At 61.0% G+C, this 16,500-nt stretch carries 16 protein-coding genes and 1 pseudogene; 9 read left to right on the top strand and 8 right to left on the bottom strand.

Annotated elements, in window-relative coordinates; genetic code table 11:
* Positions 1-79: 79 nt before the first annotated feature.
* Positions 80-283: pseudogene (locus PG881_RS22890) on the bottom strand (IS1595 family transposase); the annotation flags it as partial.
* A 430-nt stretch (positions 284-713) separates the two neighbouring features.
* Between PG881_RS22890 and PG881_RS22885 the strand changes: the two are divergent.
* On the top strand, positions 714-1,472 hold the full coding sequence (locus PG881_RS22885; RefSeq protein ID WP_024944985.1) for a substrate-binding periplasmic protein: 759 nt from the start codon (positions 714-716) through the stop codon (positions 1,470-1,472).
* Between the two features lie 80 nt (positions 1,473-1,552).
* Here the strand turns inward: PG881_RS22885 and PG881_RS22880 are convergent, their stop codons facing one another.
* Entirely contained in the window at positions 1,553-1,675 is a 123-nt protein-coding gene (locus PG881_RS22880) for a hypothetical protein (RefSeq protein ID WP_011707641.1), read from the bottom strand.
* A 453-nt stretch (positions 1,676-2,128) separates the two neighbouring features.
* On the opposite strand from PG881_RS22880, the gene PG881_RS22875 reads away from it, so the two are divergent.
* The 4 genes from PG881_RS22875 (at position 2,129) to PG881_RS22860 (ending at position 6,408) form a co-directional block, all read left to right on the top strand.
* A complete protein-coding gene (locus PG881_RS22875) occupies positions 2,129-3,007 on the top strand; it encodes a cation diffusion facilitator family transporter (RefSeq protein WP_270803116.1) in 879 nt (292 codons plus the stop codon).
* A gap of 149 nt (positions 3,008-3,156) precedes the next feature.
* Positions 3,157-3,441: a DUF3811 domain-containing protein gene (locus PG881_RS22870; RefSeq protein WP_024946369.1), complete on the top strand. Its 285-nt coding sequence runs from the start codon at positions 3,157-3,159 to the stop codon at positions 3,439-3,441.
* A gap of 399 nt (positions 3,442-3,840) precedes the next feature.
* Positions 3,841-4,053 (top strand): transcription antiterminator/RNA stability regulator CspE, encoded by a 213-nt coding sequence (gene cspE, locus PG881_RS22865; RefSeq protein ID WP_011707644.1) that lies wholly within the window; start codon positions 3,841-3,843, stop codon positions 4,051-4,053.
* A gap of 408 nt (positions 4,054-4,461) precedes the next feature.
* Positions 4,462-6,408, top strand: coding sequence for a ligand-gated channel protein (locus PG881_RS22860; RefSeq protein ID WP_270803120.1), 1,947 nt, complete (start codon positions 4,462-4,464; stop codon positions 6,406-6,408).
* Between the two features lie 34 nt (positions 6,409-6,442).
* Here the strand turns inward: PG881_RS22860 and PG881_RS22855 are convergent, their stop codons facing one another.
* The 3 genes from PG881_RS22855 to PG881_RS22845 all read right to left on the bottom strand — a co-directional run bounded on the left by PG881_RS22855 (position 6,443) and on the right by PG881_RS22845 (position 10,152).
* Positions 6,443-7,930 (bottom strand): transporter substrate-binding domain-containing diguanylate cyclase, encoded by a 1,488-nt coding sequence (locus PG881_RS22855; protein WP_270803114.1) that lies wholly within the window; start codon positions 7,928-7,930, stop codon positions 6,443-6,445.
* A 103-nt stretch (positions 7,931-8,033) separates the two neighbouring features.
* Positions 8,034-9,425, bottom strand: coding sequence for an ATP-binding protein (locus tag PG881_RS22850; RefSeq protein WP_017410798.1), 1,392 nt, complete (start codon positions 9,423-9,425; stop codon positions 8,034-8,036).
* A 4-nt stretch (positions 9,426-9,429) separates the two neighbouring features.
* On the bottom strand, positions 9,430-10,152 hold the full coding sequence (locus PG881_RS22845) for a response regulator (protein WP_011707648.1): 723 nt from the start codon (positions 10,150-10,152) through the stop codon (positions 9,430-9,432).
* Positions 10,153-10,332: 180 nt separating this feature from the next.
* Here PG881_RS22845 and PG881_RS22840 point away from each other — a divergent pair, with 180 nt between their 5' ends.
* The 4 genes from PG881_RS22840 (at position 10,333) to PG881_RS22825 (ending at position 13,711) form a co-directional block, all read left to right on the top strand.
* Positions 10,333-10,512: a hypothetical protein gene (locus PG881_RS22840; protein WP_270803111.1), complete on the top strand. Its 180-nt coding sequence runs from the start codon at positions 10,333-10,335 to the stop codon at positions 10,510-10,512.
* 82 nt (positions 10,513-10,594) lie between these two features.
* Entirely contained in the window at positions 10,595-10,921 is a 327-nt protein-coding gene (locus PG881_RS22835) for a hypothetical protein (protein ID WP_011707649.1), read from the top strand.
* A 219-nt stretch (positions 10,922-11,140) separates the two neighbouring features.
* Positions 11,141-11,491 carry a hypothetical protein gene (locus PG881_RS22830; protein WP_011707650.1) on the top strand — a complete coding sequence of 117 codons (351 nt, stop codon included), beginning with the start codon at positions 11,141-11,143 and terminating at the stop codon, positions 11,489-11,491.
* A 225-nt stretch (positions 11,492-11,716) separates the two neighbouring features.
* Positions 11,717-13,711 carry a methyl-accepting chemotaxis protein gene (locus tag PG881_RS22825; RefSeq protein ID WP_270803110.1) on the top strand — a complete coding sequence of 665 codons (1,995 nt, stop codon included), beginning with the start codon at positions 11,717-11,719 and terminating at the stop codon, positions 13,709-13,711.
* Positions 13,712-13,774: 63 nt separating this feature from the next.
* Here PG881_RS22825 and PG881_RS22820 read toward each other — a convergent pair whose 3' ends face one another.
* From PG881_RS22820 to PG881_RS22810, 3 genes are all read right to left on the bottom strand, one after another.
* Positions 13,775-14,194 (bottom strand): hypothetical protein, encoded by a 420-nt coding sequence (locus PG881_RS22820; RefSeq protein WP_011707651.1) that lies wholly within the window; start codon positions 14,192-14,194, stop codon positions 13,775-13,777.
* A 159-nt stretch (positions 14,195-14,353) separates the two neighbouring features.
* Complete coding sequence (locus tag PG881_RS22815) at positions 14,354-15,355, bottom strand: sensor domain-containing diguanylate cyclase (RefSeq protein WP_270803107.1); 1,002 nt, start codon at positions 15,353-15,355, stop codon at positions 14,354-14,356.
* Positions 15,356-15,544: 189 nt separating this feature from the next.
* A complete protein-coding gene (locus tag PG881_RS22810) occupies positions 15,545-16,405 on the bottom strand; it encodes a helix-turn-helix transcriptional regulator (RefSeq protein ID WP_270803118.1) in 861 nt (286 codons plus the stop codon).
* Positions 16,406-16,500 lie beyond the last annotated feature (95 nt).

Genomic DNA, 16,500 nt, shown 5'->3' with positions numbered 1-16,500 from the left:
AAGACGGGAAGTTTCGGCCCTTACGGATGCCCGGAAAACCTTAGCGTACGATTTTTTCCGAATTCTGCGGGCTCCCCTAGCGGCGCAATCCCCGACTCCATCCCCAAGGCGCCAGCTGGGAGACATCGGCCTGACAATGAGGGCAACCGCTGCATGCCGGTAACTGGGTATTGAGCGAGGTAATGGCTTGTGGCGCCGTGAGCTGCTGCTGGGCAACACGACGCTGGCGCTGGGTAAGCTGTGGAAAGAGGGATAACAGGTGTTGAAAGGCAGGGGTATCCATGATGGTAGACCTCAAGGTGATGGCCTACTTCAAGATTAGCCTTTCAACACGTAATTGGGACAGCGTCAAAAGAAACCGTTCTGGCGAGACAACTATAAATGTGCTCATGTTGAGCCGTGGCCCAAAAGTGTAAAGTTTTCCTTTCCACACCGTGGGAAACCTAACAAAATAATTGACAATAATAATGAAAATGTCATTATCATGTTGAAATATATTGATTATATTTAGAATTGCCTCTTATCAGGTGACGCTAACCCTTCTAAGCAACGTCAGATCCCGGAGGCCCTGTTCATGCAGGGCCTTTTTTTGCCTGTTATTGACGCAGACGTGGCGCGCAATCCAGCCTCCTGGCCGGTCTTGCCAGCCATACGTCCCCATATCATTCGCCTTGGGATTATGATCGGGGCAATCCAGTTGCCAGAGAGAACGCATGGGGTCTTGGTATCGAATCTTGTTGTGCGTGGCGGCTTGCGCCACCCTGTTGCTGCCATCCTTGCTGCTGGCCGGCGAGCCATTGCGAGTGGGGGTTAGCTTCGCCATCCCGCCCTATGTGATCGAAGAAGAGGGTCGCGGGATAGAGCTCGACCTGATGAGAGAGGCCTTTCGGGACAGCGGCTATGAGCCTCAATTCGAATACCTGCCGCTGGAGCGCACCTTCCGCATGCTGGAGTCCGGCAAGCTCGATGCCATCATCAACGTCAAACCCGGCATGTTGCACGATGTCTTCCTGTCGCAGCCGGTGATCGCCTTCCACAATCGGGTGTTCACCCTCGGCAAAACCCACATCAGCACCTTGGACGACATGAAGACGCTGAGGGTGAGTGCCTTCCAGCGGGCCCGTCAGGTGTTGGGAGGTGCCTTTGCCAGCATGGCTGACCAGAATCCCCGTTACGAAGAGGTCGCCAAACAGCAGGGGCAGGTGCACAGATTGATGCTGGGGCGGGTGGATGCGGTGATCCTGGAGCAGCGGGTTTTCTATTACTATCTGGCACAGCTGGCCAACAGCAAATATGGGGCCGAGCTCTATGCTCCCGGCCGGGTCCGGCAATACGATCTGTTTGCGCCGACCCACTACCATTTTGCCTTTCGCCAGGCGGCGCAGCAGCGCTGGTTCGATCGCCGGCTCGATGCCATGCGGGCCGATGGCCGTTATCAGCGTATATTTGCCCGCTACGGGGCCACGCCCTGAGCCTCCTGAAAACATAAAAGCCAGCCCGAAAAGGCTGGCTTTTTGTTACTGGCTCCAAAGGAACTACAGCATGGGGAGCGTTACTTCATCGCGCCGCCATTTTTCAGATCTGCTTTCTGACGTTTGGCTTCGCGCTTCTCTTTCAGTGACATCTGCGGTTTTTTCTTGGCATCTTTGCCGTTGTGATGTTCTTTGTTACTCATCATCAAACTCCAAAAATGTTACCCAGACAGTTGGAACCCAGGTTCCAGCATGCCATCCGAATCGTAGACTACAGTACGCTTTCAGTGACGATCCTGCGATCGCACTCAGTCCAGCATACCCCTAATCTTGCGCAAGAATCCACCCTCATCCCATCACCCAGTGGCAGCAGGTGTTTACCCGCTTCCGCTTACCCGATCCGGCTGGGGAATGAACGGCCGGAGAAGCAATATATTCCTTATAAAATAACGCCAAACAGATTTATTTCATGGTGGTGTGAAATAAACCACTGAATACCAAAATGAATTCTCTTTAAATAATGAGAGATAATTTAGATAAGCATTCTCACTCTCGCCAGAAACAAAAAGTTACAACCCAAAGCAGCGCCACACAGGACAAGCTGATATTATCCAGCCCTATTTGTGAAAATATTCCAGTGAGAATAAGGACGTCCCATGACCAGAAAAACCAGAGCGGCCTTGGTCTCAGCTTGCTCCAATATCACCTTGATTATCATGAAGATATTTGCCGGCATACTGAGCGGATCCGTCAGTATTATTTCCGAGGCCATTCACTCGGCCATGGACCTGGTGGCGGCATTGATCGCGCTGGTGGCCGTACGTAAATCGGATATTCCCCCCGACCAACGCCACCCCTACGGTCATGACAAAATTGAAAACGTCTCCGGCGTGATCGAAGCGCTGCTGATCCTGCTGGCAGCCGGCTGGATAATATTCGAGGCCGTCGGCAAATTGATCACGCCAACCCCGATCGAGGGGGTGGGTCTCGGTGTGCTGGTCATGCTGTTCTCCGCGCTGGTCAACACTGGCGTCTCCGCCTACCTCTACCGGGTGGCCAAGGAGGAAGAGTCCGTGGCCCTGGCCGCCGATGCACTGCACCTGAAGGCTGACGTACTGACCTCGCTCGGGGTCGCCGTCGGCCTGCTCGGTATCTGGATTGCCGCCAGACTGGGCTACAACCTCTATCTGCTTGACCCCATTGTTGCCATCTGTGTCGCCCTGTTCATCCTCAAGGAGGCGATCGCCATGCTGAAGCAGGCCTTCCAACCCCTGCTGGACCACAGCATGAACGAGGAAGAGCTGGCCATCACCACCCAAGTGATCGAGGAGTGCTGCCCGGAGCATGGCGGCTTTCACGATCTGCGCAGCCGTCAGGCCGGACGCCGTCGTCACATCGACTTCCACCTGACCTTGCCAAAAGAGATGAGCATCGAACACTCCCACGCCATCTGCGATCGGATAGAGCAGGGCATCATGCGACACCTCCCCCACGCCGTCGTGCTGATCCATGTTGAACCGAGCGGGCATGGTTAACGACGATGAGCCGTGCGAAGGGAATGCGACAGGCCATTTCCTTCGACAACGACCATCAGATGGGCCGGTATTCGAAAACGGTGCCGATTGTGCAATAAACGGCCGGCAGGTGTGGTAGGGTGGACTATTCCCGCCATCAGGAGCACGCCGTGAAAAAGTTGGAAATGAAGGACCTCACCGATGCCGAAAAGGCCGAGATCACCCTGCTGCTCCAAAAAGCACAGGCCAATGCAGATCATCAACTGAGCAATGCCGAGCGCAACCGCATCCGCGAGGAAGGTAGACTCAAGATAGTCGCAGACCGTGCTGCCGCCGCCAAAGTGGCCGCCAAACTGGCACGGGAAAAGGCCAAGGAACGAGCCAGCAAGCAGGTTTTGCCAGAGACATTCAGCTGGGTGGACTCCGTCAGCAACAAGTTTCGCAGCAAACGCTGACGGCCAATCCTCTCGCCCAAGCGCCACCTACCTCAACCAGCCAACTCACACCATGGCGGAGAACAACCCTCTGCCATGGTGTGTCCAGCGACCTGCAACGCCGCAGGATCCTGCGCTGCAGACACCCACACCGGGAGTGGCTGCGTCGATATCCGACCACTCGCAGCGAGATAAAATTTGCTTTAAGAAAATGGGCATGTTTTAATCTTTTGCGATGGTTCGGTAGTTCAGACCTGGTTATGTTAGGCAGTCATTTTAGTAAAGCAGCGATTAGTATAAGAATTATCCATGATTCTTCTTATCAAATAATTCTCCTTCTTTAGTGCTCCCCATACGTATTGCTGACGAAAAATCATAGATTGCCATTTGGCACTTTAAACACTATTTAAGGAAATTATCATGTCCAACAAAATGACTGGTACCGTCAAGTTCTTCAACGCCGAGAAAGGTTTTGGCTTCATCTCCCCGACCGACGGCAGCAAAGACGTGTTCGTTCACTTCTCCGCCATCCAGACCCCGGGCTTCAAGACCCTGGACGAAGGTCAGCGCGTTGAGTTCACCATCGAGCAAGGCCAGAAAGGCCCGGCTGCTGCTAACGTAGTAGCTCTGTAATTCAAGCCGGGGATCCGGTCCGCCTGCTCATGCCGGCTGGAACGATCCGCTGCAAGAATTGAAAAAACCCGCTTCGGCGGGTTTTTTGTTGTCTGCCATTTGCCATTCCCCCTCTGCCGATCCTCTCAACCTTCTCACTGTCCCGCCTCCGCTTCCCGTCACCGCGCCAGACATGCTCCTCATCCCGTATCTGCTGGTGAGAGGATAACCGCACAATATTAATGAGATTAATTATCATTTACACATCATCCAGCGATCACTACAATGCCAGCCGACCGACTTGGTGATTATCCAATTGAACCTTTTCTGGTCCTGGTTTCACGCGGGATGCGATGAGACCGCCCCATCGATTCACCCAAAGGATGAATGCATCTTCTTACTAAAAGAGTTCAGGCCAACATGATAACAATGCACCGCAACAAGCTGACCACGCTCATTCTCGCCGCCCTCGCCTCACACGCCTATGCCGCCGAGCAGGAGGTCATGGTCGTGACCGCCTCCGGCTTCCAGCAGAAGATCGAGGATACCGCCGCCTCCATCTCGGTGGTGACCCGCGAGCAATTGGAGAAACGCGCCTATCGCGACGTGACCGACGCCCTCAAGGATGTGCCCGGGGTGGTGATCACCGGCGGTGGCAGCAGCAGCGATATCAGCATTCGTGGCATGGGCTCCAAGTACACGCTGATGCTGGTCGACGGTAAACGGGTCGACAGTCGTGGCACTCGTCCCAACAGCGACGGCCCCGGCATCGAGCAGGGCTGGCTGCCGCCGCTGCAGGCGATCGAGCGGATCGAAGTGGTGCGTGGCCCCATGTCCTCCCGCTACGGCTCTGACGCCATGGGCGGCGTCATCAACGTCATCACCCGCAAGACCGCCAGCATGACGGCCTGGCAGGGCTCGCTGCATGCCGACTCGACCTTCCAGGAGAACAAGGAGTCCGGCGACATCTTCCAGACCAACGCCTATACCGCCGGCGCCCTGGTGGATGGGCTGCTGGGGATGCGGGTGAACGGCCAGCTCTCCCACCGCGGCGAGGATCAGTTCCAGAACGGTTTCGCCGAGCAGGAGATGCGCAGCGGTACGGCCGTCTTCAGCCTGACCCCGGACGAGCACAACCGCTTCGATTTCGAGGCCAGTCGCGGCCTGCAGGATCGCAACCGCACACCGGGTGAGTCTCTCTCGGCCAAGTCAAAACCCAGCCTGAGCACCTACGAGCGCACCAACTTCGCCATCACCCACGACGGCCGCTATGACTTCGGCTCCTCCACCAGCTACCTGCAGCGGGAAGAGAACACCAACCCCGGCCGTCAGATGAAGCTCATCAACACCATCGCCGATACCCACACCCAGTTTGAACTGGGGGCTCACTATCTGAGCGTGGGTGGCCAGTACCGCTACGAGGATCTGCAGGATCAGGGCAACCAGCTCAACGTGGCCAACCGCGCCAATCAGCTGACCCGCTGGAGCTGGGCCATGTTCGTGGAAGATGAGTGGTCGCTGACCGACACCTTCGCCCTGACCGGCGGCGTGCGGATGGATCAGGACCAGAACTACGGCACCCACTGGAGCCCGCGTCTGTACGGGGTCTGGCACCTGGCCGACTCCTGGACGCTGAAAGGGGGCGTCTCCACCGGCTATCGTTCACCGGATCTGCGCATGTCGGCCGCCAACTGGGGCCAGGCCACCGGCGGTGGCACCCAGGACGGCATGCTGGTTGGCAGCCCGGAACTGAAACCGGAAACCAGTGTGAGCCAGGAGATCGCCCTGCTGTGGGATGGTCAGCAAGGCTTGAACACAGGGCTGACCCTGTTCAATACCGACTTCGAGGACAAGATCTCCGAGATCCGCCGCTGCGAAAGCAAGAACGATCCCTCCTGCACCCTGAACGGTCACACCTATGACTTCATCAGCGACCGCATCAACGTCGACAAGGCGAACATGCGCGGGATGGAAGGCACGGCCAACTGGACCATCAATGACGCCTGGTCGCTGGCCTCCAGCTACACCTTCACCCAGTCCGAGCAGAAGAGTGGTGCGATGGAAGGCAAGCCGCTGAACCAGATGCCGCGCCACATGTTCAACACCACGGTTGACTGGCAGACCACCGAAACCGTCAGCCTCTGGTCACGGGTCAACTTCCGCAGCAAGACCTCCGATTACCTGAGCCGGGTCAAGATGGCCGAGGGCACCCCCTCCTACACCTTCTTCGACACGGGCCTGGTCTACAAGGCCAACGAACACCTGGATGTCACCGCCGGTGTCTACAACCTGTTCGACAAGACGGTGGATTACACCAGCTTCGGTACCGTGCTGGATGGTCGTCGCTACACCCTGGGCATGACCTACAACTTCTGATGACACGCCGCCGCCCGCCCTGGGCGGCGGTTTTTTATTTTCCCCCCTCGCCAGCCACCTCTTTCACGTAGCTGGCCGCCTGCCAGGTGTTGCGCCCCTGCGATTTGGCACCATACATCAGCTGATCCGCCTGCAACAACACCCGTCGACCTTCCGCCCCACCTCCTGCCGGTACCCACACCGCCCCCGTGCTGATGGAGATGCCGAGCGCACCGGCGCTGGTTGGCAACTTGTGGCTATTGATCTCCCGCCCGATCCGGGCGGCCCACTGCTGCAGCGTCGCCATGTCCGCCACCAGCAGGCTGATGCAAAACTCCTCCCCGCCGATGCGGGCAAACAGGGCGCTGGCGGGCAGCACCCGCTGTACCTGCGCCACCATGGCCGACAACACCTCGTCCCCGACCCCGTGACCGAAGTGATCGTTGATCCCCTTGAAGCGATCGAGATCGAACAGCAGCAGGGCCGAGGCCTGACCACTGGCCAGCCGCTGCTCCAGCAGTGGCAAGAATGCCCGCCGGTTGAGGATGCCGGTCATGGAGTCGGTGCCAGCAAGACGCTCCAGTCTGGCGTTGGCCTGGATAAGCTCGGCGGTACGGCTCGCCACCGCCCGCCGCAACTGGATGATGTAGGCCATCAGCACCAGGCCGCCGATGGCCAGCAGCCAGGGCCAGAGGTGGACCGGGTAGACGGTCTCGATGTGCATCCACTTGCGGACGATCCGCTCCCGATCCGCCTCGCCGATGCGAGAGAAGCCCTGCTCCAGCTCCTGCTGCAGCGCCTGGTTGCCCTTGGCGACGGCGAAGCGGATCTCGTCGCTGTAGAGGTGGCGCACCGGGATGAAGCGGGTGGGATCCGCCGAGGTGTAGATGTAGAAGTTGGCCACCTGCAGATCGGCGATGAAGGCATCCAGCTCGCCGCTGAAGGCCGCACGCAGCATGGCGTCGTTGTCATCGAAGGTGCGCAGGCGCGTGGTGGGGAAGTGCTTGCGGGCGTAGTACTCCTCGTAGCCCCCCGTCACCACCCCCACGCTCTCGTGCAGCAGGTAGTAGTTCACGTCCGAGCCACGCAGGGAGTTGGCGAAGAAGAGCTGGGAGTCGACATGGGAGAGGGCCTGACCGTAGTCGTAGACCAGATTGCGCTCCGGCGACCAGAGCAGGCCGCCATGGACATCGGCCTGGCCGTTGCGAACCAGGTCCAGCGAGGCCTGCCAGTCCACCAGCTTGAACTGGATCGGACGACCGGTGACCCTGCCATATTCGCGCCACAGATCGATCAGCAGGCCATCGGGCTCCCCCTCTTCATTGAGGTAGGAGAAGGGCTGCCAGGCCTTGGAGTTGGTCACGATGAGCGGCTTGAGGGGCGTATTCGCCAACACGGGCCACGCCTGTGCCAAGAGCAACAACCACACCCCGCACCAGACTCGCCACCGAAAACCAGAATCGCCCGCCATCCCTGCACCAACCTTGCTGTTTGGCCGTCTGTGCGGCCATCGATTATCGCCACCTTCAGCATAGAAGAACAAGCATGAGCGAGTATGAAATAGGCGTGATTTCAGTCAGATAAGTGCAAGATAAAAAACGGGGAGGCGGCTCGTCGCCATCCTCCCCGCCGTGCTCCCGCCGCTCTTACAGCGGCAGGCTGATGCGCGCTTCCAGTCCGCCCTGTTCCCGGTTGTGCAGGGTCAGCTCGCCGCCGTGCTGGTGCACCAGGGTGCGGGCAATGGAGAGCCCCAACCCCACGCTGCCGGATTCGGTGTTGCGGGCCTCGTCGAGCCGCACGAACGGCTTGAACACGTCCTCCAGCCTGGCCGGATCGATGCCGGGCCCCTGATCGCAGACCCGGATGACCAGCTCGCTGTCGGTGCGCTCCAGCGACACCTCGGCGCTGCCGGCGTACTTGATGGCGTTGCCGATGAGGTTTTGCAGCACCCGGCGCAGGGTATTGGCGCGGCAGGCGTAGACCTGCTTGCCCTCGGCCAGGCAGGTGACCGGCTGGCCGGTGTCGGCATAGTCGTCGCACAGACTCTCCAGCAGGCTCACCAGATCCAGCTCCCGGGTCGCCTCCTGCTGTCCCTCCTCCCGGGCAAAGCTGAGGGTCGCCGCCAGCATCTGCTCCATCTGCTGCAGGGTCTGCTGGATCCGCTCCTTGTCCTCCCCCTCGTCCAGAAACTCGGTGCGCAGCCGCAGGCTGGTGATGGGGGTACGCAGGTCGTGGGAGATGGCCGCCAGCATCCGGGTTCTGTCCTGCACGAAGCGATCGAGCCGGGTGTGCATGCGGTTGAACGCCTGGATGGATTCGCGCACCTCGGTCGGCCCCTCCTCCCGCAGCGGCTCTATATCCTCGCCACGGCCGAGCCGATCCGCATTGGCGGCCAGCTGCTTGAGCGGCAGGGTGGCGCGGCGGAACAGCCAGATCATCAGGCCGATCACCAGGCTCGCCACCAGCATCAGGTTGAGGGTGGTCTGCCAGGACCAGCTGGCCGACTCCTTGTCCACCAGCGAGCTGAACTGCAGCCAGCCACCGCGCGGCAGCTGGATGGAGCCGTACAGCCGCATGTCCTGCGGTGGCGGCATCCCCTTGCGATCCTTCATCATCCGGCTGTGGTGCTGCCAGGCACGGCTGCGCTGGGCATCCTGCTTGAGCTCGGCGCTGATCTCCACCATCAGGGTCGAGGGGTAGCCCAGCCGGGAGCGCACCAGCTGCTCGAAGCGGGGGCTGCGGTTGTCCGGTTGCAGCGGCTCGTCGGCGATGCGCAGCAGCAGGGTCTCGCTGCGGCTCGCCTTGATGATCTCGTCATAGAGGGAGGGGGGCGAAAGGGCCAGCAGCCGCACCACGGAGACGATGCGCTGCATGGCGTTGCGGCTGTTGATGTAGCCGAGCGCCTCCTCCCGATCCGAACGGTAGATCTGGATGCTGAGCAGCTGGATCAACACCAGCCCGGCCAGCGCCACCAGGATGATCTGGCCGGTCAGCCCCTTGGGCCACAGTTTCGACCAGCCACGCTTGAGGATCCCCACGGCCTTATACCTGGGTCACATCGGCGGCGAACAGGTAACCGCCGCCCCAGATGGTCTTGATCAGCTCCGGGTTCTTGGGATCCCGCTCCAGCTTGCGCCGCAGCCGGCTCACCAGAGTGTCGATGGCCCGGTCGAACGCCACTGCCTCGCGGCCACGGGCCAGATCCAGCAGTTGATCCCGGCTCAGCACCCGCTGCGGCCGTTCCAGAAAGACCCGCAGCAGGTCGAACTCGGCGGTGGAGAGGCTCAGGCCCACCCCTTCCTCATCCACCAGCTCGCGCCGGTTGATGTCGAGCAGCCAGCGATCGAAGCGCAGATCCCGGGTCAGCGTCTCCGCCGCCGGCTGCGGCTCGACCTGGGTGCGACGCATCACCGCCTTGATGCGGGCCAGCAGCTCGCGCGGATTGAACGGCTTGGCGAGGTAGTCGTCGGCCCCCATCTCCAGCCCTATGATGCGGTCGGTCTCCTCCCCCATGGCGGTGAGCATGATGATGGGCAGGCTGGACTTGGCCCGCAGCTCGCGACAAAGGGTCAGGCCGTCTTCCCCCGGCATCATCAGATCCAGCACCAGCAGATCAAACTCCCGCTCCTCCAGCAGCCGCTTCATCTCCTTGCCATCCCGGGCACAACTGACCCGCAGGCCATGCTGTTCCAGAAAACGCTTCAGCAGATCGCGGATCTCGCTGTGATCGTCGACCACCAGAATGTGGGTGCTGCTTTGGTTCATGAGGCCTCTCCTGTTAGAGCTGGCACGAGTATACGAAAATCTGCCGGGCGGTTTGTGTCAAAGTGTGCCAGATCAGCAAGATGCCACACTCTGCGACAAAAAAGCGCCCGTTCGGCAAAATTGAGACACAAGCCGGCTGTTTACTGTGGCCATCCCATCGGTTGCAGGAGTAGACAGGCCATGCTGGCCCTCACCACCCCCTTGCTGCTGGCCTTTGCCGCCAGCGAAGCCCTTGCCAGAAAGGCGAGCGGCAGCTCACCCCAACCGGCGAGCCCCCCGGACCACCAGCAGACATCCCCCGCCGACAGGGCCCCCGGCCGCGGCGATGCCAAGGGAGCGACCGAATCCCCTTCGTCATGATGTGTGGCCGCCAGGCGGCGGCTGCGCACCCTGACTTTTCTGCCGCCATCTTGCGGCGAGTCATACCAAGGAGAGCAATATCATGATCAACAAGAGCCTGACTCTGTTAATGCTGGCCGGCCTGGCCCACACCGGCCTGGCCCAGGCCGCCCTGCCCGCCGACGTCAGTGCCGCTCCCGGCCTGTTGTTCGTCAACTGGCACGATGCCGTCAGCAGCAATGAGGCGCACCCCACTCTGGTGATCCGCAACGCCACCGGCGACGTGCTCAAGCGGGTGCCTGCCGAGTTGCAGGGGATGCAGCAGGTGCGTCTGCCGATGCGGGCCCAGGGTGACCTGACCCTCAGCCTGGACGGCGAGAGCAGCAGCTATCGCATGCCCTACAGCGTCGGCAGCGGTCGCCAGCGCTAAGCCGGCCCCAGCCTAAAAATACCCCGCCAGCGGGCGACGCTGACGGGGTATTTTTATTTCCCACCCAGCATGCGCCCGGTCAAGCCCTGTACAGCGTCACCGTGTCACACTCTGCTACAAAATAGGCTTCAACTGGCAAAGTTCAGACACCAGTCTGGTGTTTACTTAGGGTCAAGGCGAGCAAGCCGACCCCGAACTCAATCCGCAAGGAGATAGACCATGAAAAAACTGACCAAGACCCTGCTGACCGCCACCCTGATCCTTGGCCTGCCGCTCGGCGCCTATGCCGCCAGCGAAGCCGTCACCACCGCCCAGCCCGGCATGATGACCGACTGCCCGATGGATGGCAGCGGCATGATGGGCGGCAAGCACCATGGCGGTCGCCACGACAAGATGGCCCGCATGCAGAACATGACGCCGGAGCAGATCCAGACTCACCTGCAGCAGCGTTACGACAAGATCGAAGACCCGGCCAAGAAGGCTGAATTCGTGAAAAACCTGAGCCTGCGTGCCGACGGCATGACCAAGCACGCCGAAGCGATGAAGCAGTTCGCCGAAGCGCATCAGTAAACGCACTTCGACCCGAAACAGGGTGGCCTCGGCCACCCTTTTTTCGTTCCGCCCTCCCGCTCGGCCGGTTACCCGCCGAGATCCACTCCAACATCCCTCACTTCCCTTCCTCCCTGCTCCGGGTTCTGTGAGCGATAACAAACGTTTTATGTTCGAAATAGCTAATAATGGCGCCTCGCATAACAAGGTCGCGCATCCGCGAACCAACAAAAGACAGGAGTCGTTATGGGGTGGAGTCTGGGGACAATCAAGGGGCGCTATAGCGCCGTTTTTGTGGGATTCATGGCGCTGGTGTGTGCCCTGACGGTATTTGGCATCCAGCTCTGGATCAAACCGGCGCTGCAGAAGGCCGGTGAACAGAACGTGGCACTGCGGGTCAGCGAGATCGCCACCGACATCCGCGATCAGCTCAACGGGGTGCAGAGCCAGTCCCGCAGCATCACTCAGCTGGTCGCCCAGTTGCCGAGCGAACAGATCGATGCCCTGCTGCCAGCGCTGATCGATCAATACGGCAATGCCATGGTGTTTGGCGGCGGCATCTGGCCACTGCCGGATCAGCGGGAAGCCGGTCGCGCCAAGTTCAGCACCTTCTATCACAGAGATACAGCCAACAAGCTGATCCCCAACAGCTACTGGAACTCGGCTGAGGCCCCCAACTACTTCGAACAGCCCTGGCATAAGGCGGGACAGCAAGCCCCTCAAGGCATGTGTGCCTGGGCCGCCGCCTACAAGGACGGCGCCAGCCAGCAGCCGAGAACCAACTGCGCCATGGGGATCTATCGCAATGGAGCCCTCTACGGGGTGTCGACCATAGACGTGACCCTGGGCTTCTTCAACGATCTGGTGGCCAGCAAGGAGCAGGAGATCGGTGGCCAGGTGATGATCGTCGAGGCGGACGGCAAGATCCTGAGTCGAAACGCCCGCCTGAACGGTGATGTGGTGCTGGGCAACCTCTCCGCTCACGCCGATTATCCCTTCGCCAGCGCCATTGCCGGCCTGCTCGGTCAAGCCCGCAGCCAGGCGCAGTTGCGCACCACTTTCCAGGATCAGGGGGAGGAACAGACCCTGCTGCTGCAAGCCATCGAGGGGACGCCCTGGTTGCTGGCGACTGCCCTGCCAACCAGCCTGCTGACACAAGACAGCAGGGATGTGCTCACCACCCTGGCCTCTATCCAGCTGCCACTGGTAGGGCTGCTGTTCGGGCTGATGTTGCTCGCCGTCAGTCAACTCGGCAACCGGCTGCAGACCCTCAAGCAGAATATCGATGCCCTCAGTGCCGGTGATGCCGACCTGACAGCCCGCATTCAGGTGAAGGGGCACGATGAGCTGGATCACATCGCCCTGTCGGTGAACCGCTTTATCGCCTATCTGCAGCAGATGATGGTACAGGTGACAGACGCCACCGATCTCATCACCCAGGAGCTGGCACGCCTCGATCAGCAGACCGGTCAGGCCAGGCGGATCCTGAACGAACACGCCGCCGAAACGGAGCAGGTGGTCACCGCACTCACCGAACTCAGCTCCACCGCCGACAGCGTGGCGCAACACGCCAGCGATTCGGCCAGCTTCACCGAAGCCGCCAACGGCCAGGCCGCCAATTCACGCACCGTGGTGGGATCGGCTTCCGCCAGCGTGGTGGCCCTGATCGACGAGGTGGATCTGGCGGCTGCCAAGGTGCTGGAGATGCAGGAGGATGCCCAGCAGATCGGCAGCGTGCTCGGGGTGATCGGCGGCATCGCCGCCCAGACCAACCTGCTGGCGCTCAATGCCGCCATCGAGGCGGCGCGGGCCGGTGAACAGGGACGCGGGTTCGCAGTGGTCGCCGACGAGGTGCGTGCCCTGGCCGCGCGCACCCAGAACAGCACGGCCGAGGTGGGCAGCATGCTGTCGCGCCTCACCCAGGGCGTCGCCGAAGCCGTGGTCGCCATGGAACATACCAAGCGCAGCTGTCAGGCGGCAGCGGATACCACAGGCCAGGTGACGGGTGGGCTCGACAACATGGCCGACTCAGTGGTGCGGATCCACGACCTCAGCAGCCAGATCGCCACCGCCGCCGAGGAGCAGAGCCGGGTAACCGAGGAGATCAACCGCAACATGGTGAGCATTCGCGACATGCTCAACCTGCTGCTGGAAAACGGCCAGCACACCGAACAGAGTGCAGCGGCGCTGCTCAGCTCCAATCGCCAGTTGCTGGCGCTGGTACACCGCTTCAAGGTTTGACGGCCAGCATCAGGCAGCAAAAAGGGGCCCGCGGGCCCCTTTTTTCATGCACGTCTTTCAGACTCAAGCCTTGGTCTTGTCGACCAGGTTCAGGGTCTTGACGGTCTCGCCTTCGAACTTGATGAGCACGTTCTTCTGAGCGGCTTCGGCATCCTTGAACAGGGTCTTGGAGGTCTCTGCCAGCATGGGAGAAACCTTGTTCAGGGCACCCAGGTCATAGGTCCACACTTCCAGACCGGCTTCGGTCTTGGTGCTGGCCGGTGCGCCCAGCTTGTCCTTGATGGCCTGCTTGTTGGAGCCGCCTTCCTTGATGTCCAGCGCCTTCTTGATCGCTTCATTGGAGGCGCTGTCCATGGCGGAGCCGGCCATCTCTTTGGCAGTGCTGGTCACGCTGCTGGTCACTGTGTCGGTCAGGGAATCCATCAGACCGGCGTTGGCCATCAGCGGCAGTGCAGTCAGGGCAACCAGGATGCTCTTTTTCATCGTTTCATGTCTCGCGGGGGATTAAAGAGCGCGCATCAGACCAGCGTACTCGTACGGAGTCAAGATGAGGGTGCGGTCAAGACGCATTCGGGGGGGATAACCAGAATAATCCGACATGACAGCGAGCTCGCCGGACCATCGACGCCGGCTATGGGCGGACTACTCGCAGATCTGGTTCTTGCCCGTCAGCTTGGCCTGGTAGAGGGCACGATCCACCCGCACCATCAGCTGGCTCATGGGCTCGTCCGGCTGGTACTCGGCCAGCCCGAAGCTCATGGTGATATCGAAGTGCTGGCAGACCCGCGACTGTACCAGCAGCTCCCGCAGCTTGTCGGCGACCAGCCGGCCATCAAGCCGGCCGGTATTGGGCAGCACCACCATGAACTCGTCGCCGCCCCAGCGGGCAACCAGGTCGATTTCACGGATATGGCTGCGCACCAGCGCCACTATGTTGACCAGGGTCTGATCCCCAGCGTGGTGGCCGTGGTTGTCGTTGATCTGCTTGAAGTCATCCACGTCCATGGCGATGACGGAGAAGGGCTGGTGAAAGCGTTTGGCCCGTTCGCACTCCTGGCGGATGGCCCGCTCCAGCCGGTAGCGGCTGGCAGCACCGGTCAGGGCGTCGGTCTCCGCCAGCTGACGGTTCTCCTCCGCCTTCTGCTGCAACGCCTCGTTGAGCCGCACCAGCTCGGCGGTGCGCTCGGCAATCTGCTGCTCCAGGGTGTGATTGCGCCGCTCCAGCTGCTCCAGCAGCAGCTTCTGGGCGTGGATGTTGCGATGGGCGCCGATCATCCGGGCCACCGACCCATCCGGGTTGCGGGCGATGATGCGGCCGCAATCCTCGATCCAGATATAATCGCCGCCGCGACTGCGGCAGCGATATTCGACCCGGTAGTCGGGGGCGGCGCCGCTCAGGTAGGCATCGAAGCTCGCCATCACCCGATCCATGTCGTCGGGGTGGATCACGCTCTCCCAGGTGAAGACGTTGTTGCCAAGGGAGTGAGGCTCGTAACCCAGCATCTGATACCAGCCCGGGTTGCGATAGACGAAGCCGGTGTTGGCATTCCAGTCCCAGATCCCGTCGCTCACCACCGCCAGAATGCCGTGTATCACGGCCTCGCTGACGTCCGAGATCCTGATCGTGTCGCTGTCCTGCAGCATGGGAGACCATCCTTGTCTTGCCGCCCCGCAGGGTGCGGGGCATTCCAGCCTGATGTTGAGAAATGACAGCGGCAGACGGCTGCACAGCCCGCTATCCGTTGATCGATGAAAACCGCCACCGCTTGTTCCGGTTATCGGCCGCCATCGGGTTCGTCTGAATAACAGTAGCAACCAGTGTGGCTCAATATTTCACCCTTGTCCGGTTTTAAAGGCGGGATGATGCAGGCTGCGATAGTGGCTGGGCGCCAGGCCATGCTGGCGTTTGAAGGCGGTGGAGAAGTGGTACTCGTTCTTGAAGCCGCACTGCTCGGCCAGTAGCTTCACCGAGTCGGCCCGGCTGGCCAGCAGGAGCGCCGCCCGCTGCAGCCGCAGCCGTTGCAGCAGCGCCATGGGCGCCAGCGCAAAGTGCTGCTGGCAGAGCCGGTAGAGCTGGCGCTCGGAGAGGTGCAGGGCACCGGCCATGCGCGCTATGTCCCACTGCTCGGTCAGCGCCTCTTTGAGCAGCAATTCGAGGCGCAGCGCCAGCCGCTCGCCACGCCGCTGCCCCTCCCCCTTCTGCAACAGCCGGCGCAGGTAGAAGCCGAGCTGCTCAACCAGCAGGGCGCTGAGCAACGGGTCCTGATGGCGCTCCTGCTCCGCATAGAGGTTCTCGAGCGTGCGCAGCACGGTGGCCTGCTGGGAGGTGCAACCAAGCCGGGGGTGACTGGCGAAGGTATCCCAGGGGGAATCCTTGTGCAGCAGCAGCCACACCAGCTCCCACTCGCCCGTCTCATTCAACGGCTGAGCCAACGGCTCGTTCACCTGCTCACTCAACTGCTCACCAAGCTGGTAGCAGAGCGGCTCCCCGGCCGGGATCAGCGCCCACTCGCCGACCTGCAACCGCTCGCGGCGATCGCCCACCTGCACCTCCCCCTCGCCACCCAGGGTCAGCAGAAAGCAGTGCACATCGGCAAAGCGGCGCGCGATGCGGTAGCGGGTCTTGAGACGGGAATAACCCGCCAGCCACACCTGCTCCTGTGCGAGGGCCGGCAGCAGGCTGTCACAGCAGATCTGCTCGCGGCAGTCGGGCGGCGTTTTTCAAGATAGTTGTCGCGTAAACCTGTTTTAAACTGCCTGTTTTTGCTCTGGTTCGGACCTATCAGGAT

The sequence above is a fragment of the Aeromonas sp. QDB54 genome (assembly GCF_027707385.1).
Classification (GTDB): domain Bacteria; phylum Pseudomonadota; class Gammaproteobacteria; order Enterobacterales; family Aeromonadaceae; genus Aeromonas; species Aeromonas hydrophila.
Note: the sequence above shows the minus strand (reverse complement) of the source record. Positions and strands in the feature narration are given on the sequence as shown.

Excerpts from the sequence above, each read along its gene's own strand:
- PG881_RS22880 (WP_011707641.1), bottom strand. The coding sequence starts at position 1,675 with ATGAGTAACAAAGAACATCACAACGGCAAAGATGCCAAGAAAAAACCG.
- PG881_RS22885 (WP_024944985.1), top strand. The coding sequence starts at position 714 with ATGGGGTCTTGGTATCGAATCTTGTTGTGCGTGGCGGCTTGCGCCACC.
- PG881_RS22815 (WP_270803107.1), bottom strand. The coding sequence starts at position 15,355 with ATGCTGCAGGACAGCGACACGATCAGGATCTCGGACGTCAGCGAGGCC.
- PG881_RS22830 (WP_011707650.1), top strand. The coding sequence starts at position 11,141 with ATGAAAAAACTGACCAAGACCCTGCTGACCGCCACCCTGATCCTTGGC.
- PG881_RS22820 (WP_011707651.1), bottom strand. The coding sequence starts at position 14,194 with ATGAAAAAGAGCATCCTGGTTGCCCTGACTGCACTGCCGCTGATGGCC.
- PG881_RS22875 (WP_270803116.1), top strand. The coding sequence starts at position 2,129 with ATGACCAGAAAAACCAGAGCGGCCTTGGTCTCAGCTTGCTCCAATATC.
- PG881_RS22845 (WP_011707648.1), bottom strand. The coding sequence starts at position 10,152 with ATGAACCAAAGCAGCACCCACATTCTGGTGGTCGACGATCACAGCGAG.
- PG881_RS22840 (WP_270803111.1), top strand. The coding sequence starts at position 10,333 with ATGCTGGCCCTCACCACCCCCTTGCTGCTGGCCTTTGCCGCCAGCGAA.
- PG881_RS22835 (WP_011707649.1), top strand. The coding sequence starts at position 10,595 with ATGATCAACAAGAGCCTGACTCTGTTAATGCTGGCCGGCCTGGCCCAC.
- cspE (WP_011707644.1), top strand. The coding sequence starts at position 3,841 with ATGTCCAACAAAATGACTGGTACCGTCAAGTTCTTCAACGCCGAGAAA.
- PG881_RS22825 (WP_270803110.1), top strand. The coding sequence starts at position 11,717 with ATGGGGTGGAGTCTGGGGACAATCAAGGGGCGCTATAGCGCCGTTTTT.
- PG881_RS22860 (WP_270803120.1), top strand. The coding sequence starts at position 4,462 with ATGCACCGCAACAAGCTGACCACGCTCATTCTCGCCGCCCTCGCCTCA.